Genomic DNA, 21,513 nt, shown 5'->3' with positions numbered 1-21,513 from the left:
GAATTTCCATGACAGACGCACTCAAGCGCCTCTCCGAGGAAGGCGTCGCGATCTGGCTGGACGACCTGTCGCGCAAGCGCATCACGTCCGGCAACCTCGCCGAGCTGATCGACCAGCAGCACGTCGTGGGCGTCACCACCAACCCGACGATCTTCCAGAAGGCGATCTCCGAGGGCGACGGCTACGACCAGCAGCTGTCGGACCTCGCCGCCCGCAAGGTCACCGTCGAAGAGGCCATCCGCATGATCACCACGGCGGACGTCCGCGACGCCGCCGACATCCTGCGCCCGGTCTTCGACGCCACCGGCGGTCAGGACGGCCGGGTCTCGATCGAGGTCGACCCGCGCCTCGCGCACAACACCAAGGCGACGGTCGCCGAGGCCCGTCAGCTGGCCTGGCTGGTGGACCGCCCCAACACGCTGATCAAGATCCCGGCCACCAAGGCGGGTCTGCCGGGCATCACCGAGACGATCGGCAACGGCATCAGCGTCAACGTCACGCTGATCTTCTCGCTGGAGCGCTACCGCGAGGTGATGGACGCCTACCTGACCGGTCTGGAGAAGGCCAAGGCCAAGGGCCTGGACCTGTCCAAGATCCACTCGGTGGCGTCCTTCTTCGTCTCGCGCGTCGACACCGAGATCGACAAGCGGATCGACGCCCTGGGCACCCCCGAGGCCAAGGCGGTGCGCGGCAAGGCCGCCATCGCCAACGCCCGGCTCGCCTACCAGGCGTACGAGGAGGTCTTCTCGAGCGAGCGCTGGAGCGCGCTGGAGCGTGCGGGCGCCAACAAGCAGCGTCCGCTGTGGGCCTCCACCGGCGTGAAGGACAAGGCGTACAAGTCCACCCTGTACGTCGATGAGCTGGTCGCGCCGAACACGGTGAACACCATGCCGGAGGCGACCCTGTACGCCACCGAGGAGCACGGCGAGATCACCGGCAACACCCTCGCCGGCACGTACGAGCAGGCCCGCGCCGACCTCGACGCGGTCGAGCAGCTCGGGATCAAGTACGACGACGTGGTCCAGCTGCTGGAGGAGGAGGGCGTCGAGAAGTTCGAGGCGTCCTGGACCGACCTGCTGAAGTCGACCGAGGCCGAGCTCAAGCGCCTCGCCCCCTCGGAGGGCTGAACAGGTGTCGAGCAGCAATCCGCTGCGTGACCCCGCGGACCGACGGCTCCCGCGTATCGCGGGGCCGTCGGGCCTGGTCATCTTCGGCGTCACGGGCGACCTGTCACGCAAGAAGCTCATGCCCGCCGTGTACGACCTCGCCAACCGGGGTCTGCTGCCGCCGGGCTTCTCGCTGGTGGGTTTCGCGCGCCGTGAGTGGGCGCACGAGGACTTCGCACAGGAGGTCCACGACGCGGTCAAGGAGCACGCCCGCACGCCCTTCCGCGAGGAGGTCTGGCAGCAGCTCATCCAGGGCATGCGCTTCGTGCAGGGCACGTTCGACGACGACGACGCGTTCGAGCGGCTGCGCTCCACGATCGAGGAGCTGGACAAGGCACAGGGCACGGGCGGCAACTTCGCCTTCTACCTCTCCGTGCCGCCGAAGTCCTTCCCGGTGGTCATCCAGCAGCTGAAGAAGCACCAGCTGGCCGACCAGCAGGGCGGCTCCTGGCGGCGCGCGGTCATCGAGAAGCCCTTCGGCCACGACCTGAAGTCGGCCGAGGAGCTCAACAAGGTCGTCCACGAGGTGTTCGCCCCGGAGCAGGTCTTCCGGATCGACCACTACCTCGGCAAGGAGACCGTCCAGAACATCCTGGCCCTGCGCTTCGCCAACACCATGTTCGAGCCGATCTGGAACCGGTCCCTGGTGGACCATGTGCAGATCACCATGGCCGAGGACATCGGCATCGGCGGCCGGGCCGGGTACTACGACGGCATCGGCGCCGCCCGTGACGTCATCCAGAACCACCTGCTCCAGCTGCTGGCGCTCACCGCCATGGAGGAGCCGGCCTCGTTCGACGCGGACGCGCTGGCCGCCGAGAAGACCAAGGTGCTCGGCGCCGTGCGGTTGCCGAAGGACATGGGCCGGGACACCGTGCGCGGCCAGTACTCGGCCGGCTGGCAGGGCGGCGAGAAGGTGACCGGCTATCTGGACGAGGACGGCATCAACGCCTCGTCGAAGACCGACACCTACGCCGCGATCAAGCTGGAGATCGACAACCGCCGCTGGGCGGGTGTCCCCTTCTATCTGCGCACCGGAAAGCGGCTCGGCCGCCGGGTGACGGAGATCGCGGTCGTCTTCCAGCGGGCCCCGCACTCCCCCTTCGACTCGACGGCCACCGAGGAGCTGGGCTCCAACGCGATCGTCATCCGTGTCCAGCCGGACGAGGGCGTGACGGTCCGCTTCGGCTCGAAGGTCCCCGGCACGTCGATGGAGATCCGGGACGTGTCCATGGACTTCGCGTACGGCGAGTCCTTCACGGAGTCCAGCCCGGAGGCGTACGAGCGTCTCATCCTGGACGTTCTCCTCGGTGACTCGAACCTCTTCCCGCGCACCGAGGAGGTCGAGCTGTCCTGGAAGATCCTCGACCCGATCGAGGAGTACTGGGACAAGAACGGCAAGCCCGCCCAGTACCCGGCCGGTACCTGGGGGCCCGTCGAGGCGGACGAAATGCTCGAGCGACACGGACGGAGCTGGCGCCGGCCATGAAGACAGACCTGACGGACACCACCGCCAGCAAGATCAACAAGGCGCTGGTGCAGGGCCGCCGGGCGATCGGCACCCCGGCGGTCGGCATGGTGCTCACGCTGGTCATCGTGACGGACGAGGAGAACGCGTACGACGCGCTGAAGGCGGCCAACGACGCATCGCACGAGCATCCCTCGCGCACGCTCGTGGTCATCAAGCGCGTCTCCCGCTCGCCCCGCGACCGTACGCAGTCCCGCCTGGACGCGGAGGTCCGCCTCGGCGCGGACGCCGGCTCGGGCGAGACGGTGGTGCTCCGCCTGTACGGCGAGGTGGCCGAGCACGCCCAGTCGGTGGTGCTGCCGCTGCTGCTGCCGGACGCCCCGGTGGTGGTGTGGTGGCCGGTGAACGCGCCGCTCGACCCGGCGAAGGACCCGCTGGGTGCCCTCGGCCAGCGCCGTGTCACCGACACCTACGCCTCCGAGCAGCCGGTACGGGACCTGGCGACCCGGTCGGGGACCTACACCCCCGGCGACACCGACCTGTCCTGGACCCGCATCACGCCCTGGCGCTCCATGCTGGCGGCGGCCCTCGACCAGGTGACCTGCGAGGTCAGGGCCGTCGAGGTGGAGGGCGAGGAGTTCAACCCGAGCTGCGAGCTGCTGGCGATGTGGCTCGCGGACCGGCTGGACGTCCCCGTGAAGCGGTCGCTGTCCGGCGGCCCCGGTCTGACGGCGGTCCGCCTGGACACCAACTGCGGCCCGATCAAGCTGGACCGCGCGGACGGCTCCCTCGCCACGCTCTCCATCGACGGCCAGCCGGACCGCGGAGTGGCGCTCAAGCGCCGGGACACGGCCGAGCTGATAGCGGAGGAGCTGCGGCGGCTTGACCCGGACGACACGTACGCGTCGGCCCTGCGGTACGGGGTGGACCGGCTGAAGTCCTCCTGGTCGGCTCCGGCGCCGCGGCCTCCGGCGGAGGAGCCGGTGACCAAAGGAGAGCCCAAAAGTGGCGAGCGAGCAGCGCTCGCGATCCCCGCTCCCGTCGAAAGGGCTGCGAAAGCACCCGCTGCGGAAGCGACGGCGCAGGAACCGGTGAGGCAGGAACCTCCCGCGCTGGAACCGGTACGGAAGGCGACGACGAAGTGAGGGCTACGACGAAGTGAGTACGGCACCGCAGCTGGTCGTGCACCGCGACAAAGAGCTGATGGCGCAGGCCGCGGCGGCCCGGCTGATCACGAAGATCGTGGACGCGCAGGCCTCCCGGGGCTCGGCGTCCGTGGTCCTCACGGGCGGCCGCAACGGCAACGGCCTGCTGGCCGCCCTGGCCGCGGCACCCGCCCGGGACGCCGTCGACTGGAGCCGGCTCGACCTCTGGTGGGGCGACGAGCGGTTCCTGCCCGAGGGCGACCCGGAGCGCAACATCACGCAGGCGAGGGAGGCACTCCTCGACTCGGTGCCGCTCGATCCGAAGCGGGTGCACGCGATGCCCGCGTCGGACGGCCCCCACGGCGCCGACGTCGACGCGGCGGCGGCCTCGTACGCGGAGGAACTGGCGCGGGCGGCAGGGCCGGAGAACCACGGCCCCGTGCCGACGTTCGACGTGCTGATGCTCGGCGTCGGCCCTGACACGCATGTCGCCTCGCTGTTCCCGGAGTTGCCGGCGGTACGCGAGACGGAGCGGACGGTCGTGGGCGTCCACGGGGCGCCCAAGCCGCCGCCGACGCGGGTGACGCTGACGTTGCCGGCGATTCGCTCCGCCCGTGAGGTGTGGCTTCTCGCGGCCGGGGAGGACAAGGCCCAGGCGGCGGCGATCGCGTTGTCGGGAGCCGGGGAGATCCAGGCTCCGGCGGCGGGGGCGTACGGGCGTAGCCGGACGCTGTGGCTGCTGGACGCTGCTGCTGCTTCGGGGCTGCCCCGTTCCTTGTATCCGCCGGCGTCGGCCTGACATACCAGGGGACTCCCCCTGGACCCCCGGTCCTTCGCCCACCCACCACCCGAAGCGGTCAGCCAGGAGGCTGGGGTGGGCACAGGTCCGGGGATCCAAGGGGCGGAGCCCCTTGGTACTGCGGCTACTTGACCGACCCCGCCATCACACCCTGCACAAAGTGCTTCTGGAACGCGAAGAACACGACGACAGGCACGACCAGCGACACGAACGCCCCCGGCGCCAGCACATCGATGTTGCTGCCGAACTGCCGGATCTGCGACTGGAGTTCCACGGTCAACGGCTGCGACGCACTGTCCGCGAACAGCAGCGCCACCAGCATGTCGTTCCACACCCACAGGAACTGGAAGATGGCCAGGGAGGCGATCGCCGGCCGCCCCACGGGCAGCACGAGCCGCGTGAAGATACGCCACTCACTCCCCCCGTCCATGCGCGCGGCCTCCAGCATCTCCTTCGGTATCTCGGCGAAGTAGTTCCGCAGCAGGAACACCGCGAACGGCAGCCCGTAGGCGACGTGGAAGAGCACCACACCCGGGATCGTCCCGAACAGCCCCAGCTGCCCGAAGAGTTTCGCGACCGGCAGCAGCCCGATCTGCACGGGCACCACCAGCAACGCGACCACGACCAGGAAGACCGTCTCCCGCCCGGGGAAGTCCAGCCACGCGAAGGCATACCCCGCGAGCGCCGCGATGACGACGACCAGCGCCGTCGTCGGCACCGAGATCAGCACCGTGTTCCAGAACGCCTGGGTGATCCCGGCGTTCCCCAGCAGCTCCGAGTAGTTGTCGAAGGACAGCTGCCCGGGGCTGGTGAACACCGTCCACCAGCCGCCCTTCGCTGTGTCCTCGGCGGACCGCATCGAGGACAGGAACAGCCCGGCCAGCGGCGTCATCCACACCAGGCCCACGATCACGAGGAAGGCCTGGACGACCCCGTTGCCCAACCCGCGCCGAACCGCGTTCATCGGTTACTCCTTCGGAAGCGGCGGACGTTGAACACCATGGCCGGAACCACCAGCAGCAGGAGCAGCACACCCAGCGCGCTGCCGAGGCCCTGGTTGTTGCCGCCGCCGAACGACACCAGCCACATCTGCGTCGCGAGCACGGTCGCGTCCTCCTGCACCGGCCCGGGCGCGATGATGTAGACGAGGTCGAACACCTTCATCACGTTGATCACCAGGGTGATGAAGACGACCGTCAGGACGGGCGCCAGCAACGGCACCGTGATCCGCCGGAAGATCTGCCACTCGTTGGCGCCGTCCATCCGCGCCGCCTCCAGCGTGTCCCGCGGGAGCGTCGCCAGGCCGGCGCCGATGAGCACCATGGAGAAGCCGGTCCAGATCCACAGGTACGCGCCGATGATCGCCGGTGTGACCAGCGCCGGTCCGAGCCAGGAGACGCCCTCGTAGGGCGGGGCGAAGTTGGACGCCGGCAACTGCACAGCGTAGGAGCCCTGTTCGAGTCCCTCGAAGCGGAAGGAGCCGTCGGACGCGGTGGTCGCCGTGGCGACCGGCTTGCCGTCGCGCACCGCCTCGACCTTCATCTCGGGCAGTCCGCTCTCCCGCCGGTCGACCTTGCCCTGCTCTCCTCCCCCGCCGGGCGTGAAGTCCAGGTAGACCACCCCGCGCACTTCGTCGGAGGCGGCCTTCTGCCCCGCCGCCGCGTACGCGGGCTTCGTGCCGCCCGGCAGGTCGTCGGGCAGTACCCCGACGAGACCGAGCGTCACCGCGTCCCCGGGCGCCACGTTCGCACCCGTGCGGTACGACCCGTCCTTCTCCTTCGTCAGCCCCTGCCCGTCACGCGCCCGGGCCGTCGGATAGGACGAGGAGCCCTCGAACGCGTCGTGGACGGAGACCACCGCCGCGTTGAGGACGCCCTTGTCGGGGTCCTCGTCGTAGGCGAGCCGGAAGATGATGCCGGCCGCGAGGAAGGAGACCGCCATCGGCATGAAGAGGAGCAGCTTGAAGGCCGTGGCCCAGCGGACCTTCTCCACCAGCACAGCCAGGATCAGCCCGAGGCCGGTCAGCAGGGCCGGTGCGACCACGACCCAGATGGCCGTGTTGCGGACGGCGTTGAGGGTCGCCGGGTCGCTGAACATCTCGGCGTAGTTGTCGCCGCCGACGAAGGTCGTCCCAGAGGCGTCGAAGAAACTGCGGCCGATGCTGAACAGCACGGGGTAGACGACGAGCGCGCCGAGCAGCAGCAACGCGGGCAGCACGAACAGCAGGGCGATGACCTTGCCGCGCCGGCGCAGTCGCCGCGTACGGTCGGCGATCGTGCCGGGCGGCGGGGGACTCGTCTCTTTCACGAGGGTCGCTGTCATGACCTATCAGTCCTGGTAAACCTTGGCCGCCGCGGCCTCCAGCTTCGCCGCGGTGCCCTTCGGGTCGGACGGGTCGCGCAGGAAGTCCTGGAGGAGCTTCCACTCGCCGGTGCCCTTCGTCCCGCCGAAGGCCGCCGGGGCCTGGTCCGACATGTCGAAGCGGACCGAGTCCCCGGCCTCGACGAGGGACTTGGCGGTGGCACGGGTGACGTCGTCGCCGTACTTCGCGAGGTCGAGTTCCTTGTTCGGGGAGAGGAAGCCGCCCGCCTCGGCCCACACCGCGGAGGCCTCCGGTGTGGCCAGGTACTCCGTGAGGGCCTGCGCGGCCTTCTGGTTCTTGCCGTCCTTCAGGACGGCGGCCGCGTCACCGCCGCTGACGACCGGCGCCTCACCGCCGCCGACCGCGGGGAACGGGAAGAAGTTCGCGTCCTTCCCGACGGTCTTGCCGAACTGGTCCTTGGCGACGCCGGCCACGAAGTCGCCCTCGTAGACCATGCCGGCCTCGGGCTCCGGCCCGAAGACCTTCTCCACGGAGCCGGGGAAGTCGGTGTTCAGCGCGCCCTTCTGACCGCCGGCGATGAGCTGCTTGTCCTCGAAGAGCTTGCCGAGCGTGGTGAGCGCGTCGACGACCGACGCGTCGGTCCACTTCAGCTTGTGCGCGGCGAGGGCGTCGTACTTCTCGGGTCCGGCCTGGGACAGGTAGACGTTCTCGAACCAGTCGGTGAGGGTCCAGCCGTCCTGCCCGGCGACGGAGAACGCGGCGAGCCCGGAGTCCGACACGGTCTGCCCGGCCTTGAGCATCTCGTCGTACGACTTCGGCGGCTTCACGCCGGCCTGGGCGAGGGCGTCGGGGCTGTACCAGACGGTCGACTTGTGGGCGGCCTTGAAGTAGAGGCCGTAGAGGGTGCCGTCGACGCTGCCGTACTCCTTCCACACGGGGGCGTATCCCGAGTCCACGGACTGCTCGGTCTTCTTCGACAGCGGCTTCAGCCAGCCCTTGGCGGCGAACTGCTTGAGCACGCCGACCTGCGGGACCATCACGACGTCGGGAGCGTTGCCGCCCTCGATCTTGCTGCCGACGACGGTGGAGACGTTGTCGCCGGTGGACGTGAACTGCGTCTTGGCGCCGGTCTTCTCGGTGAAGGCGTCCAGCACCTTCTGGAAGTTCTTCTGCTCGGTGCCGGACCAGACGCCGGCCACGGTGACCGTCTGGCCGCTGAGCGCCTTGTCGCCGCCGCCTGCCGTGACGGGGCCGCCGCCGCAGGCGGTCGCGCCGAGCGCGAGGGCGAGGGCGGTGCAGCCGGCGAGCAGGGTGGTACGTCGTCGCATCATCGTTGATGTCCCTTCGGGGAATTGACTCGCGGGGAGTTCAAAAACGGAGAGTTCAGGAACGGATCCACCAGGCGGCCGTGGAGCCGGGCAGTACCCCGGCGGGGCACGGGCCGCTGGCGAGCAGAGGGGTGCCGGGGACCGGCGCGGGGGTGGGTGCCGTACCGAAGTTGACGGCGCACACCAGGTCGTCGCCGCGGGCGAAGGCCAGGACGCCGGGCGGGGCGTCCAGCCAGCGCAGTGTGCCCTCGCCCAGCTGGGGCAGGGTGCCGCGCAGTTGGAGGCCGTCGCGGTACAGGTGCCAGAAGGAGCGGGTGTCGGCGAGGGCGCGGTCGGTGGCGTACTCGGCGAAGTACTCCGGCTGCGGCAGCCACGGCTTGGCGCTCTCCACGCCGGAGGTGAAGCCGAAGGGCGAGGCCTGCCCGGACCAGGGCAGCGGCACCCGGCAGCCGTCACGGATCCGGGCCCGGCTGCCGGTGCGGTGGAAGATCGGGTCGGTGAGCACGTCGTCGGGCAGGTCCACGACCTCGGGCAGGCCGAGCTCCTCGCCCTGGTAGATGTAGGCGGCGCCGGGCAGTGCCAGCATCAGCAGCGCGGCGGCGCGGGCCCGGGCGGCACCGAGGCCGCTGCCTTCCGTGGCGGGTTCGCCGTAGCGGGTGACGGTGCGGACCTGGTCGTGGTTGTTGAGGACCCAGGTGACGGTCGAGCCGGTCCCGGCGATGTCCTGCATGGCCTCGGAGATGACCTTCTGGAAGGCGTCGGGGTCCCAGGGGGCGCTGAGCAGGTCGAAGAAGAAGGCCTGATGGAGCTCGTCCGGGCGGACGTACCGGGCGTGCTCGCGGGCGGTCGGGACGGAGACCTCGCCGACGAGGAGGCGTTCGCAGCCGTCGCGCTCGGTGTAGTCCTCGCATATGGAGCGCCAGCGGCGCCACACCTCGTGCACCTCGGGCTGGTTCCAGGCGAGCGGGTTGACCGAGTCGCGGGTGCGGGCGTCGGCCTCCGGGTCGTCGGAGTCGGGCAGCTCGAGGTGCTTGTAGAGGCCGGCGGCGACGTCGATGCGGAAGCCGTCGACGCCCCGGTCCAGCCAGAAGCGCAGCACCCGGTCGAACTCGGCGGCGACCTCCGGGTCGCGCCAGTTCCAGTCGGGCTGCTCGGGCGTGAACATGTGCAGGTACCACTGGCCGGGCCGCCCGTCCGCCTCGGTCACCCGGCTCCACGCCGGGCCGCCGAACATCGCGTGCCAGTTGTTGGGCGGCTCGTCGCCGTCCGGGCCGCGGCCGTCGGCGAAGTGGAAGCGGGCGCGGGCCTCGCTGCCGGGAGCAGCGGCGAGGGCCTCGCGGAACCAGGGGTGCTCGCTGGAGCAGTGGTTCGGGACGATGTCGAGCAGCACCTTGACGCCGAGCCGCCGCGCGGCCCCGGCCAGCAGGTCGAACTCGGCGAGGTCGCCGAAGAGCGGGTCGACGTCGCAGTAGTCGGCCACGTCGTAGCCGTGGTCGTGCTGCGGCGAGGGATAGAAGGGGCTCAGCCAGATCCCGTCGACGCCGAGCTTCTTCAGATACGGCAGTCCGGCCCGGACGCCGGCGAGATCACCGATGCCGTCGCCGGTGCTGTCGAGGAAGCTGCGGACGTAGACCTGGTAGATCACTGCGTCACGCCACCAGTGGTGCCTGTTCAACCCATCGACCTGTCTCTGAGGAGGGCAGCGGTTATGCATGCATGTTAAGTAGGCGTGTCGAGAGGGTGTCAATGAAAAGGCAGAAGCTACCGGGAAGTTGAGGTAGTAAAATTGGGTGCGAATCGGGCATATCTCAGCCAGATGAGACGTCCGCGTTACCTAACAAGTAACTAGAAGCGGATCGCTGGAAGCCCTAGCCGCGCGAGATGACGGCGAGTTCCCGTGCCAGACGGCGCACCGCCGCCGTCGGCGTCTCGTGCCCGGCCATCGCGTCGTGCACGACCGCCTGGACGACCAGGCTGACCTGGTCGTAGCGCGGGCTCTTGGGACGCGGGGCGGCGGCGAGCACGCTCTCGCGCAGGGTCGGCAGATACGGAAACCTGCGGATGAGCTGCGGGTCCTTGTAGAGATCGGCCCGTACGGGCGGCAGCGCGCCACGGGTGAGGACCTGCCGCTGGACACGCTCGCTGGTGAGGTAGGCGATCAGACGGGCGGCCGAGTCGGGATGGCGGGCGTGTGAGCTGACGGCCAGGTTGGAGCCACCGAGGACGCTGGTCCCCGGCCCGTCCCGTCCGGGCAGCGGCACGGCGCCGATCTTCCCGGCGACCGGGGAGCCCGGGGCGGAGGCGCCGACGTACGCGTACGGCCAGTTCCGAAGGAAGAGCAGCCGGCCGTCCTGGAAGGCCTGCTTGGACTCCTCCTCCTTGTAGGCCAGCGCCTCTTTCGGGATCCAGCCCTCGCGCACTCCGCGCGCCAGGAACCCGATGCCCTCGCGGGCCGCCGCCGAGTCGACGGTGACGCGCTCGCCCTCGTCGCCGAGGATCGAACCGCCCGCGGAGTAGACGGCCTCGGCCGCGTTGACGGTGAGGCCCTCGTAGGGAAGGAACTGCCCGGCGTAGCCGTCGAGGCCGTGCTTCGGGGCGATGGTCTTCGCGTACCGCTCCAGCTCCGCCCAGGTGCGCGGCGGCGCGACGCCCTCCTCGGCGAGGACGTCCTTGCGGTAGAGGAGCAGGCCGGCGTTGGTGACGTACGGGACGGCGTACAGCTGTCCGTCGTAGGTCGCCGTGCCGACGACAGGCGGGAGGAAGGTCTTCAGCGGGAAGCGGTCACGGGGCAGGGGCCTGATCCAGCCCGCGGCGGCGAACTCCGAGGTCCAGTTGACGTCGATGTTGAGCACGTCGAACCGGCTGCGGTCGCCGTCGCGCAGGTCGGTGGCCATCTGCGCCTGGGTCTCGTCGGCCGAGTCGGGCAGCTCGACGAGGGTCACCTTCTCGCCGGGGTGGGTGCGGTTCCAGCCCTCCAGCAGGGGGCCGAGATAGCCGGTGAGGTCTCCGGCGGTGGCCAGGGTGAGCGGTCCGCGACCGCCGTCGGCCGGCTCGCCCGCCTGTGCCCCGGCGGCGACGTAGCCGGTCATGACCACGACGAGAACGAGAAGGCCCCTACCCGCGGCATGGATCCACCGCATAGGTTCCTCCCTGTACACCGGCGTCGGGCTCCCTTGCCCGGAATCAGAGGCCATGTATACCTGTTAGGTATGGGCGATACTAGGGTCTGGAGCACATTGACCGGACAGGAGGACTGCACGCGTGCGCCTGCACCTCCTGGCACTCCTCGCCCGCGGTCCCGCCCACGGCTACGAGCTCAAGCAGGACCTTGAGCAACTGCTGGGCTCCGCGTACCCTCAGCCGAATGTCGGCCAGATCTATGTGACCCTCGGCCGCCTCGAGAAGTCGGGACTGATCGAGGGCGAGGACGTGGCGCAGTCCAGTCGGCCCAACAAAAAGGTCTACCACCTCACCGACGCCGGGCGGGAGGCGCTGCGCGCCTGGTTCGAGGAGCCCGAGGACGAGCCGCGGGTACGGGACGACTTCTTCATGAAGCTGGCGCTCGCTCCGCAGACCGGGCTCGCCGACCAGGTCTCCCTGATCAACCACCAGCGGCGCCAGTATCTGAACACCATGCGGCAGCTGTCGAAGCTGGCCGCCGCCGAAGACCGCGACAACCGCATCGCGCATCTGCTGATAGAGGGCGCGATGCTGCACCTGCAGGCCGATCTCGACTGGCTGGAGCGGTGCCAGGAAGAGCTGGAGGAGCTGGAGTGAGCGACGACCGTCCCGCTCCTGTGCTGCGCGCCGAGGGGCTGGTGAAGACCCACCACGGCGAGGGCGCGCCCGCCCATGCCGTGCGCGGGGTGGACCTGTGCGTACGGCAGGGCGAGTTCGTGGCGATCACCGGCCCGTCCGGCGCCGGGAAGTCGACACTGCTGCATCTGCTCGGCGGGCTCCAGCGGCCGGACGCGGGCCGGCTCTGGCTCGACGGCGAGTCCACCGACACCTACGGCGAGGCCCGCTGGGCGGTGGAACGCAGGAAGCGGATCGGGATCGTCTTCCAGTTCTTCAACCTCGTGTCCAACCTGTCCGTCGCCGACAACGTGGAGCTGCCCGCCCTGCTCGCCGGCAGCTCGCCGAAGCGGGCGCGCACCGAGCGCGAGCAGCTGCTGGCAGAGCTGGGCCTGACGGGCAAGGAGCGGAGCATGCCGGGCGAGCTGTCCGGCGGTGAGCAGCAGCGGGTCGCCCTGGCCCGGGCCCTGGTCAACCATCCCCCGCTGCTGCTGGCGGACGAACCGGCCGGCAGCCTCGACAGCAAGGGCACCCGCGAGGTGATGCGGCTGCTGTCCCGCTTCCACCAGCGCGGCCAGACGATCCTGCTGGTCACCCATGACGCGCGGCTGGCGAGCGCCGCGGACCGGGTGATCAGCTTCTTCGACGGCCGGATCGCCGACGACGCGGAACTCGACGGCGGCACGCCCCCGCGCCGGTCCGGCATCTCCGGTGTGCTGGAACTCAAGGACTGACATGCGGGTGTACGACGGCTGCGCCACGAGTGGGCCGAGGGGCCGGGTGCCCGACCGCCCGGCGCCCGGGCCGAGAGGCTGAGGCCCGTGCGAGCCACCCTGCGCTGGGCGCACTCCGATCTGCGCACGCACCGCGGCGAGGCACTGTTCCTCGTCCTCGCCACCGCGGGCATCGTCGCCTCGCTGCTGCTGGCCACGGCCCTGTTCGGGTACGCGACCAACCCCTGGCAGCGCGTGTTCACGCAGTCGCACGGCGCGCATGTGTGGCTGCACACCGACACCGCCGCCGACACCGGGAAACTGGCCGGTCTCGACGGCGTCGACTCCGTCGCCGGGCCCTATCCCACCGCCGCCGCCACCGTCTCCTCACGGGGCAGCCGCGCGGCCGTCGAGCTGCGCGGCACCCCGGAACGACCCTCCGTCGGCAGCCCGCCGGTCGTCTCCGGGCACTGGCTCGACCCCGCGACACCGAACGGTGTGGTCCTGGAGAGCCGCCTCGCCCGCGCCCTGCTGGCCGAGCCCGGCGACACCCTCACCGTGCCCGGCACCGCCCGCGAGCTCACCGTCGTCGGGCTCGCCGACAGCGCCGAGCCGCGCTACCGGCCCGGTGAGCAGCCGGGCCTGGTGTGGGCCCTGCCGTCGGCCGTGCCGGACCCCGGCGGCCAGGCGATCGGGCTGCGTCTGACGGACCCCGGCGACACCTCCTACGTCGTGCAGCGTGCCGTGACCATGCTGGGAGCCGGGTCGATCGGCGAGGTCTCCACCTGGCAGCAGGCACGCGCCGAGGCCCAGGGCGACAACCGGCTCCTCGGCCAGGTGCTGGGCCTGTTCGGGCTGGGCGCGCTGGTCGCCGCCGGGCTCGCCGTGCACGGGGCGATCAGCACCCGTATCCGCGGCCATCTGCGGGACCTCTCCGTGCTGAAGGCGATCGGCTTCACCCCGGGGCAGGTGGTCCGCGTCTTCCTGCTCCAGCACCTCGCCTACGCCCTGCTGGGCGCCGTGGCCGCCGCCGCGCTCGCCGAGGCCCTGGGCAGCCGGATCCCCGGGCGGCTCGGGGACGCGGTCGGCGTGTGGCAGGGCCTTCCCGGGCACACCGTGGCGCTGGTCGTGGTCCCGGTGGGCGCGGTGCTGTTCATCGGCGCGACCACCGGTCTTGCCGCGTGGCGGGCGGGACGGGTGCCGCCGGTGCCGGTGCCCAGGCCCGCAGCGGCGCTGGGCGGGCGGTTGACCGGGGCGACGGGCCGGAGCCGCCGCGCCGGCGGCCTGCGCCGCGTCCTCGGACTCCCACCCGCGGCTCCACGCACCGGACAGCTGTCCGGCATGGCCCGCCGGGCACTCGGCCTGCGGATTCTGCCCGCGCTGGTGCTGGGCTGGCACAAGGCGTTCGCCCGCCGCCCCCGCTCCCTGGCCACGGTCGCCCGTCTCACGCTGCCGCTGCTGCTGATCGTCGTGGCGATGAGCGCGTGGACCACCATCGACCGCTTCCACAGCGAGCCGGAGCAGATCGGCCTGCCCACCTCGCTCAGCGTCCGCGCCGACACCGGCCTGAGCGAACGGCGGACCCGCGCCCTCCTGGAACACGACCCGCAGGTCGCCGCCGCCTACCCCGGTGTCGAGACGGCCGCCCTGGTCCCGGGCCAGACGGCGACCATCGCCCTGCGCGGCCTCGGCACCCACCAGGACCCCTACCCGTACACCCTCGCCGAGGGCCGCGCCGCCCGCGGTGCCGACGAGGCGGTGGCCGGGCAGGGGCTGCTCGACCTGCTGGACGTGCGCGTCGGCGACTGGGTGCGGATGACCGTCGGCGACCAGCCGCAGATCCTGCACATCGTGGGCCGCAGCATCGAGCCGGAGAACGCCGGCCGGGTCATCTCCACGTCCCTCGACACCCTCCGCGCGAACGACCCCGGGCTCCGCCCGACCCTCTACGAGCTGCGGCTGGACCCCGGCTCCGACCCGGGGGAGGTCGCCGACCGGCTCGCCACAGCCGGGCGCGGGCATCTGGACGTGCACCCGGTGGCCAACCCCGCCGACGGGCTCTCCCCGCTGCGCGCCGTCGTCGCCGGGCTGATCGCCGTGCTCGCCCTCATCGGTCTCATCGAACTGCTGACCGCGATCGGCGGCGCCGTCCGCGAGGGCGAACGGGACCTCCTGGCACTGAAGGCCATCGGCCTGTCCCCCCGCCAGATCACGGCGATCACGGTCACGGCCACCGGCTGTACGGCCCTGGCGGCCGTGCTCGCCGCCACCGCCCTGGGCCTGCCGCTCGCCCACTGGCTCATCGACGCCCAGGGCAGATCGAGCGGGATCGGCGCCGGGATCGCCCAGGGCCCGTCGGCCCTCCTCATGGTGCCGCTGGGAGCGGCCGCGGTGCTCTGCGCGGCCGCTCTGGCCGCCCTGCCCGCGGCCCGCGCCGCACGCCGCCGGCTCGCGGACACCCTGAGCGCGGTCGCCTGACCTCGGCTTCGGCGGCTTCGCCGGTCAGCCGCCGGCCCGGGCCACGTCCTGGGGCTTCAACAGGGACCGGGCCGTCAGCCCGCAATCACTCCCGGCCGCGCACCTCCCGGTAGGCCGCGACCAGCGCCTTCGTGGAGGCGTCCAGGCCCTCGACCTCGGCGCCCTCGGTCAGCGCGGGCTCGACACGCTTGGCGAGGACCTTGCCCAGCTCCACGCCCCACTGGTCGAAGGAGTCGATGTTCCACACCGCGCCCTGCACGAACACCTTGTGCTCGTAGAGGGCGACCAGCTGGCCGAGGACGGACGGCGTCAGCTCGGGCGCCAGGATCGTGGTCGTCGGGTGGTTGCCCTGGAACGTCTTGTGCGGCACCAGTTCCTCCGCCACCCCCTCGGCCCGTACCTCCTGCGGCGTCTTGCCGAAGGCGAGCGCCTGCGTCTGGGCGAAGAAGTTGGCCATCAGCAGGTCGTGCTGCGCCTTGAGTTCGTCGCTCAGCTCGGCGACCGGCCGGGCGAAGCCGATGAAGTCCGCCGGGATCAGCTTCGTGCCCTGGTGGATGAGCTGGTAGTAGGCGTGCTGCCCGTTGGTGCCCGGCGTGCCCCACACCACCGGCCCCGTCTGCCACTCCACCTCACGCCCGTCCCGGTCCACGTACTTGCCGTTGGACTCCATGTCGAGCTGCTGGAGGTAGGCGGTGAACTTGGAGAGGTAGTGGCTGTACGGCAGCACCGCGTGCGACTGGGCGTCGTGGAAGTTGCCGTACCAGATGCCCAGCAGGCCGAGCAGCAGCGGCACATTGGACTCGGCGGGCGCGGTCCTGAAGTGCTCGTCGACGATCCGGAACCCGTCGAGCATCTCCCGGAAGCGGTCCGGTCCGATGGCGATCATCAGCGACAGGCCGATCGCGGAGACGTACGAGTAGCGGCCGCCGACCCAGTCCCAGAACTCGAACATGTTGGCCGTGTCGATGCCGAACCCGGCGACCTTCTCGGCGTTCGTCGACAGGGCGACGAAGTGCCGGGCGACGGCGGCCTCTCCCCCATCGAGCGCGGCCAGCAGCCAGCTTCGGGCGGAGGTGGCGTTGGTGACCGTCTCGATGGTGGTGAAGGTCTTGGACGCGACGACGAACAGCGTCTCCGCCGGGTCCAGGTCCCTGACCGCCTCGTGCAGGTCGGCGCCGTCCACGTTCGACACGAAGCGGAACGTCATCGAGCGGTCCGTGTAGGCGCGCAGCACCTCGTACGCCATCGCGGGGCCGAGGTCGGAGCCGCCGATGCCGATGTTGACGACGTTGCGGATGCGCTTGCCGGTGTGGCCGGTCCACTCCCCGGAGCGGACGCGGTCGGCGAAGCCCGCCATCCTGTCGAGCACGGCGTGCACGCCCGGCACCACGTTCTCGCCGTCGGCCTCGATCACCGCGTCCCGGGGCGCCCGCAGCGCGGTGTGCAGCACGGACCGGTCCTCGGTGGTGTTGATCTTCTCTCCGCGGAACATGGCGTCCCGGAGCCCGAAGACATCGGTGGCGGCGGCCAGTTCCCGCAGCAGGCGCAGGGTGTCGTCGGTGACGAGGTGCTTGGAGTAGTCGACGTACAGGTCACCGACCCGGAGGGCGTACGCGGTGCCGCGGCCGGGCTCGGCGGCGAACAGCTCGCGCAGCCTGACCTCGCCCAGCTCCTCGCGGTGCTTGGCCAGTGCCGTCCACTCGGGCGTCTGGTTGAGCCTGGTACGGCCGTCTGCGTTCATCTCGGACTTCAGCCTTCTTTCCTGTCCTGCCTGCGCACCTTGCCCCGCTGCCGGTCCCAACCTAATTGATCAGCGCGTGGCGTCGGTGGTCGTGGCACCGTCGTCCGGTTCAACAACAGATACGTTCGCGTGGAGCGTGGGTATCAGTGCGATGACGGCCAGCAGGAAGAAGGCGGCGGTGAGCAGGGGCGGGGTGTTCGGGCCCCAGGCGGTGGCGACGGCTCCGCCCAGCAGGGCTCCGAGGGGTACTCCGGCGAAGGCCAGGGTGCGGAAGGCCGAGCTGACCCGGCCCAGCAGTCCGGCGGGGCTGCGCTCCTGCATCAGCGTCGTCGTGTTGACGTTCCACACCATGCCCATGAGCCCGAAGACGGCCAGCATCCCCACCAGCACGGTCAGGCTGCGCACGGTGCCCATGACGACGAGGGCCGCGGTCTGCACCGACCCCGCGATCAGCACCGACCGCAGCCGGCCGAGCCGCGCCACCAGCCGGCTGTTCACCACTCCCCCGGCCAGGCTGCCCAGGGTGACGGCGGTGCCCGCCGCCGCGTAGCCCGCGGGGCCCGCCTCCAGCCAGTCGGTGACGAGGACGACCAGCAGGGCGAGCAGGGTGCCCATGCCGATGTTGCACAGGGCCGTGGCGGCGCACAGGCTGCGCAGGGCGCGGTCGCGCCACAGGGTGCGCAGCCCCTGCGCGATCTCGCGGCGCAGGGTGCTGCCTTCCGGCCTCGGCTCACGGTCGGTCCCGTCGGCCGGCAGTGTGGCGATCAGTGCGGCGGCCACCAGGAAGGTCACCGCGTCGGCCGCGAAGGGCACGGCGGCCCCCGCCGCCAGCAGCAGCGGCACGACCGGCCCGCCCAGCAGGCCGCCCGCGACGCGCTGGCCGGTCATCAGCCGGGCGTTGGCACTGCCCAACGCGTCCCGGTCGACCAGGGCGGGCAGCAGCGCGGTCGCGGCGTTGTCGAAGAGGGTCTGGAGGGTGGTGAGCGCCACGGCCAGCACGATGAGCAGGCCGATCGAGGCGTGGCCGAGCGCGACGGCCACGGCGAAGGCGGCGACCAGCAGGCCGCGTAACGCATCCACCATCCACATGGCGCGCCGCTGGTCCACTCGGTCGGCGACGGCCCCGCCGAGCAGTCCGAAGACGATCCAGGGCAGATAGCCGCAGGCCGTGACGGAGGCGATGAGCAGCGGCTCGTCGGTCAGTGTGACGGCCAGCAGGGGCAGCGCGGCCGTACGCAGCGCGTCACCGAAGCTGGACAGGACGGCAGCGCTCCACAGCCGTCCGAAACCCCCGCGCCACGCGGGCGCGCGCACGCTCCCCACCTCGACCGTCGCCACTGTTCCCCCTCACGGTTCGCCCGATGCACAAACCGTAGAGGGCACCACTGACAATCGGTCCGCGAGCGGACCGCGGCGGGGCTCGGAAGCCAGCTCCGGCCGGGCACCCAGTGGTGTCCGGCCGGTCTCGACTCCTAGATCTCGCCCCGCAGTTTGGCGAGCGCCTCGGCGAGGATCGCCTCGCCGTCCGCGTCGCTGCGCCGCTCCCGTACATACGCCAGGTGCGTCTTGTAGGGCTCGGTGCGCGGCGGGTCCGGCGGGTTGTCCCGGTCCTGGCCGGCCGGGAATCCGCAGCGGGGACAGTCCCAGGTTTCGGGCACCTGCGCGTCGCTGGCGAAGCTCGGCTGGGTCTCGTGTCCGTTGGAGCACCAGAAGGAGATGCGCAGCCGCGGCGCGGACTCGCCGCGCTCGGCCTCGCCCATCGGCCCCGCCCCGACCCGGCTTCCCCGGATCGCGTTGCCACTTGCCACGGTCGTAACTCCCTGCGTGATGGTGCCGCGAAGCGAGTCGGCGTTCCGCTTCGCCGCGAGCGCCTCAGTCTACGTAAGGCCCAACGCGCGTCCAGTGATTGGAGTTACAACCCTCACACGAAGACGCAAGCCCCATGATAGGCCGCGCTCAGCGGCGCGTACCGGACATGGGGCTTGCGAAGGAGTTCCGTGCGGCTTGCGCCTCGGTCAGTTGTTCACCTTCATCAGGATGCCGAGCACGACAATGCACGCGAACCAGCCCAGACCGACCACAACGGTGATCCGGTCGAGGTTGCGCTCGGCGACCGAGGAGCCGCCGACGGAGGACTGCATGCCGCCACCGAACATGTCGGAGAGGCCGCCGCCCTTCCCCTTGTGCATCAGCACCAGCAGCATCAGCAGCAGGCTGAAGACGATCAGGGCGATCGAGAACCCCAAAACCACGGCTGGACCAACTTCCTCGGATTCGGATGGACGACGCGGGGCCCAGCACAGTGCTGGACCCCGCAAGGGTACGACGGATCGCCGCTACCGCATACTCACTGGTCGCGGAAGCGCACGATCTTGACGAACTCGTCGGCGTCCAGCGAGGCGCCGCCGACCAGGGCGCCGTCGATGTCGGCCTGGGCCATGATCTCGGCGACGTTGCCCGCCTTGACCGAGCCGCCGTACTGGATGCGGACCTTGTCGGCCAGGTCCTGCGAGTACAGCTCGGCGATCTTGCCGCGGATCGCCGAGCAGACCTCCTGGGCGTCCCCGGCCCCGCAGACCTTGCCGGTGCCGATGGCCCAGACGGGCTCGTAGGCGATCACGACGGTCTCGGCCTGCTCGGCGGGGAGGTCCTTCAGACCGCCCTCGACCTGGGCGAGGGTGTGGGAGACGTGGTTGCCCGCCTCGCGGATCTCCAGTTCCTCGCCGACGCACAGGATGGGCGTCAGACCGTGCTTGTAGGCGGCCTTGACCTTGGCGTTCACCAGCTCGTCGGTCTCGGCGTGGTACTGGCGGCGCTCGCTGTGGCCGATCGCGACGTACGAGCACTTCAGCTTGGCCAGCATCGGGCCGGAGATCTCGCCGGTGAAGGCGCCGCCGTCGTGCGCCGAGATGTCCTGGGCGCCGTACTTGATCTTGAGCTTGTCGCCGTCGACCAGGGTCTGCACGGAGCGCAGGTCGGTGAAGGGCGGCAGGACGGCGACCTCGACGGCCTCGTAGTCCTTGTCGGCCAGGGCGAAGGCGAGCTTCTGGACGTGGGCGATGGCCTCGAGGTGGTTGAGGTTCATCTTCCAGTTGCCCGCCATCAGCGGCGTGCGCGCGGTCATGTGGGTCAGTCCTCCAGTGCGGCGAGGCCGGGGAGCGTCTTGCCCTCGAGGTATTCGAGGGAGGCGCCGCCACCGGTCGAGATGTGGCCGAATGCCGTCTCGTCGAAGCCCAGGGTGCGCACGGCGGCGGCGGAGTCGCCACCGCCGACCACGGTGAAGCCCTTGGATTCGACGAGTGCCTGGGCGACCGCCTTGGTGCCCTCGGCGTAGTCGGGGTGCTCGAAGACGCCCATGGGCCCGTTCCAGAAGACGGTGGCGGCGTCGGCGAGCTTGGACGCGTACAGCTTGCAGGTCTCGGGCCCGTTGTCGAGGCCCATCCGGTCGGCCGGGATGGCGTCCGCGGCGACGGTCGTGGGGTTGGCCGGGGCCTTGGTCTTCAGGTCCGGGAACTCGGTCGCGACGAGAATGTCCACCGGCAGGACCAGCTCGACGCCGGTCTTCTCGGCCCGCTCCATGTACTCCTGGACAGCGGGGATCTGGTCCTCCTGAAGGAGGGAGATGCCGACCTCGTAGCCCTTGGCCTTGAGGAAGGTGTAGGCCATCCCGCCGCCGATGAGGATGCGGTCGGCCTTGCCGAGCAGCTGGTCGATCACGGCGAGCTTGTCGGAGACCTTGGCCCCGCCGAGCGCGACGACGTAGGGCCGCTGGACCTCGTCGGTGAGCTTCCTGAGGACGCCGACCTCGGTCGCGATGAGGTAGCCGGCGTAGTGCGGCAGCCGGGCCGGGAGGTCGTACACGGAGGCGTGCTTGCGGTGTACGGCTCCGAAGCCGTCGCCGACGTAGACGTCGGCGAGGTCCGCGAGCCGGTCGGCGAAGGCGCCGCGCTCGGCGTCGTCCTTGCTCGTCTCGCCGGCGTTGAAGCGCAGGTTCTCGACGACGGCGACCTGGCCGTCGGTGAGGGCGGCGACCGTGGCCCGGGCGGACTCGCCGACCGTGTCGGTCGCGAAGGCCACGTCGGCGCCGAGGAGTTCACCGAGGCGCGCGGCGGCGGGGGCGAGGGAGAATGCCGGGTCCGGGGCGCCCTTGGGGCGGCCCAGGTGGGAGGCGACGACCACGCGGGCGCCCGCCTCGGCGAGGGCCTTGACCGTGGGCAGCACGGCGCGGATACGGCCGTCGTCGGTGATCGACGTGCCGTCCAGCGGCACGTTCAGGTCGGCGCGGACGAAGACCCGCTTGCCCACGACCCCTTCGGCGAGGAGTTCGTCGATCGTCTTCATGAGTGGACTCCTGAAAGAGCTCGTGATCGCTCGTAAGCGCTCGTGATCGAACAGCTCTGATCTGTACGTGCGTCAGGGCTCGGGGGGGGGGGGCCCCCGCCCCCCCCCCCCCCCCCCCCCCCGGTTGTGGCTTCTTTTTTTCTTCGAAAGCGTTTTCCACGAACAACACCAGGGCGTACAAGGAGGTTGCAGGTCCCCACCCTCTTTTTTTGCCCC

Annotated in this window: 18 protein-coding genes; 7 read left to right on the top strand and 11 right to left on the bottom strand. The window is 70.8% G+C overall.

All coding sequences use genetic code 11. The annotated features are described in order from the left end of the window. Window positions 1–8: 8 nt before the first annotated feature. The 4 genes from tal to pgl are packed head-to-tail and all read left to right on the top strand — an operon-like array spanning window position 9 to window position 4,578. Window positions 9–1,127, top strand: a complete 1,119-nt coding sequence (tal, locus tag ACZ6I3_RS04060) for a transaldolase (RefSeq protein WP_469411444.1) — start codon at window positions 9–11, stop codon at window positions 1,125–1,127. A 4-nt stretch (window positions 1,128–1,131) separates the two neighbouring features. Continuing rightward, a complete protein-coding gene (gene zwf, locus ACZ6I3_RS04055; RefSeq protein WP_469411442.1) occupies window positions 1,132–2,655 on the top strand; it encodes a glucose-6-phosphate dehydrogenase in 1,524 nt (507 codons plus the stop codon). Then, window positions 2,652–3,779: a glucose-6-phosphate dehydrogenase assembly protein OpcA gene (gene opcA, locus ACZ6I3_RS04050; RefSeq protein ID WP_469411440.1), complete on the top strand. Its 1,128-nt coding sequence runs from the start codon at window positions 2,652–2,654 to the stop codon at window positions 3,777–3,779. The genes zwf and opcA overlap by 4 nt, the downstream gene beginning before the upstream one ends. Before the next feature lie 13 nt (window positions 3,780–3,792). Continuing rightward, the gene (gene pgl / locus ACZ6I3_RS04045; protein ID WP_469411438.1) at window positions 3,793–4,578 is read left to right on the top strand and encodes a 6-phosphogluconolactonase; all 786 of its coding nucleotides are present in this window, start codon (window positions 3,793–3,795) and stop codon (window positions 4,576–4,578) included. A gap of 124 nt (window positions 4,579–4,702) precedes the next feature. Here the strand turns inward: pgl and ACZ6I3_RS04040 are convergent, their stop codons facing one another. The 5 genes from ACZ6I3_RS04040 to ACZ6I3_RS04020 form a co-directional block, all read right to left on the bottom strand. Next, window positions 4,703–5,542, bottom strand: coding sequence for a carbohydrate ABC transporter permease (locus tag ACZ6I3_RS04040; protein ID WP_469411436.1), 840 nt, complete (start codon window positions 5,540–5,542; stop codon window positions 4,703–4,705). Further along, window positions 5,539–6,900: an ABC transporter permease subunit gene (locus tag ACZ6I3_RS04035; RefSeq protein ID WP_469411435.1), complete on the bottom strand. Its 1,362-nt coding sequence runs from the start codon at window positions 6,898–6,900 to the stop codon at window positions 5,539–5,541. Before ACZ6I3_RS04035 ends, ACZ6I3_RS04040 begins: the two co-directional genes overlap by 4 nt. A gap of 6 nt (window positions 6,901–6,906) precedes the next feature. Continuing rightward, window positions 6,907–8,232: an ABC transporter substrate-binding protein gene (locus tag ACZ6I3_RS04030; RefSeq protein WP_469411433.1), complete on the bottom strand. Its 1,326-nt coding sequence runs from the start codon at window positions 8,230–8,232 to the stop codon at window positions 6,907–6,909. 52 nt (window positions 8,233–8,284) lie between these two features. Continuing rightward, window positions 8,285–9,943 carry a glycoside hydrolase family 13 protein gene (locus ACZ6I3_RS04025; protein WP_469411431.1) on the bottom strand — a complete coding sequence of 553 codons (1,659 nt, stop codon included), beginning with the start codon at window positions 9,941–9,943 and terminating at the stop codon, window positions 8,285–8,287. Window positions 9,944–10,097: 154 nt separating this feature from the next. Beyond that, window positions 10,098–11,369 (bottom strand): ABC transporter substrate-binding protein, encoded by a 1,272-nt coding sequence (locus tag ACZ6I3_RS04020; RefSeq protein WP_469411429.1) that lies wholly within the window; start codon window positions 11,367–11,369, stop codon window positions 10,098–10,100. A 121-nt stretch (window positions 11,370–11,490) separates the two neighbouring features. On the opposite strand from ACZ6I3_RS04020, the gene ACZ6I3_RS04015 reads away from it, so the two are divergent. The 3 genes from ACZ6I3_RS04015 to ACZ6I3_RS04005 all read left to right on the top strand — a co-directional run bounded on the left by ACZ6I3_RS04015 (window position 11,491) and on the right by ACZ6I3_RS04005 (window position 15,215). Then, a complete protein-coding gene (locus ACZ6I3_RS04015; protein ID WP_469411428.1) occupies window positions 11,491–12,006 on the top strand; it encodes a PadR family transcriptional regulator in 516 nt (171 codons plus the stop codon). Further along, a complete protein-coding gene (locus ACZ6I3_RS04010) occupies window positions 12,003–12,758 on the top strand; it encodes an ABC transporter ATP-binding protein (RefSeq protein ID WP_399020328.1) in 756 nt (251 codons plus the stop codon). Before ACZ6I3_RS04015 ends, ACZ6I3_RS04010 begins: the two co-directional genes overlap by 4 nt. 87 nt (window positions 12,759–12,845) lie before the next feature. Continuing rightward, window positions 12,846–15,215, top strand: coding sequence for an ABC transporter permease (locus ACZ6I3_RS04005; RefSeq protein WP_469411426.1), 2,370 nt, complete (start codon window positions 12,846–12,848; stop codon window positions 15,213–15,215). Between the two features lie 85 nt (window positions 15,216–15,300). Here the strand turns inward: ACZ6I3_RS04005 and pgi are convergent, their stop codons facing one another. The 6 genes from pgi to ACZ6I3_RS03975 all read right to left on the bottom strand — a co-directional run bounded on the left by pgi (window position 15,301) and on the right by ACZ6I3_RS03975 (window position 21,297). Continuing rightward, window positions 15,301–16,956 carry a glucose-6-phosphate isomerase gene (gene pgi, locus ACZ6I3_RS04000; protein ID WP_469411425.1) on the bottom strand — a complete coding sequence of 552 codons (1,656 nt, stop codon included), beginning with the start codon at window positions 16,954–16,956 and terminating at the stop codon, window positions 15,301–15,303. A gap of 69 nt (window positions 16,957–17,025) precedes the next feature. Then, complete coding sequence (locus tag ACZ6I3_RS03995; protein WP_469411423.1) at window positions 17,026–18,294, bottom strand: MFS transporter; 1,269 nt, start codon at window positions 18,292–18,294, stop codon at window positions 17,026–17,028. Window positions 18,295–18,428: 134 nt separating this feature from the next. Next, on the bottom strand, window positions 18,429–18,764 hold the full coding sequence (locus ACZ6I3_RS03990) for an RNA polymerase-binding protein RbpA (protein WP_003976875.1): 336 nt from the start codon (window positions 18,762–18,764) through the stop codon (window positions 18,429–18,431). A gap of 207 nt (window positions 18,765–18,971) precedes the next feature. Next, window positions 18,972–19,208, bottom strand: a complete 237-nt coding sequence (secG, locus tag ACZ6I3_RS03985; protein ID WP_184912724.1) for a preprotein translocase subunit SecG — start codon at window positions 19,206–19,208, stop codon at window positions 18,972–18,974. Between the two features lie 95 nt (window positions 19,209–19,303). Further along, window positions 19,304–20,080 (bottom strand): triose-phosphate isomerase, encoded by a 777-nt coding sequence (gene tpiA / locus ACZ6I3_RS03980; RefSeq protein WP_382595734.1) that lies wholly within the window; start codon window positions 20,078–20,080, stop codon window positions 19,304–19,306. A 5-nt stretch (window positions 20,081–20,085) separates the two neighbouring features. Then, window positions 20,086–21,297, bottom strand: coding sequence for a phosphoglycerate kinase (locus ACZ6I3_RS03975; protein WP_469411422.1), 1,212 nt, complete (start codon window positions 21,295–21,297; stop codon window positions 20,086–20,088). Between the last annotated feature and the right edge of the window lie 216 nt (window positions 21,298–21,513).

The sequence above is a fragment of the Streptomyces sp. NPDC041940 genome, from assembly GCF_055589465.1.
This window is presented reverse-complemented; position numbering and strand designations above follow the sequence as displayed.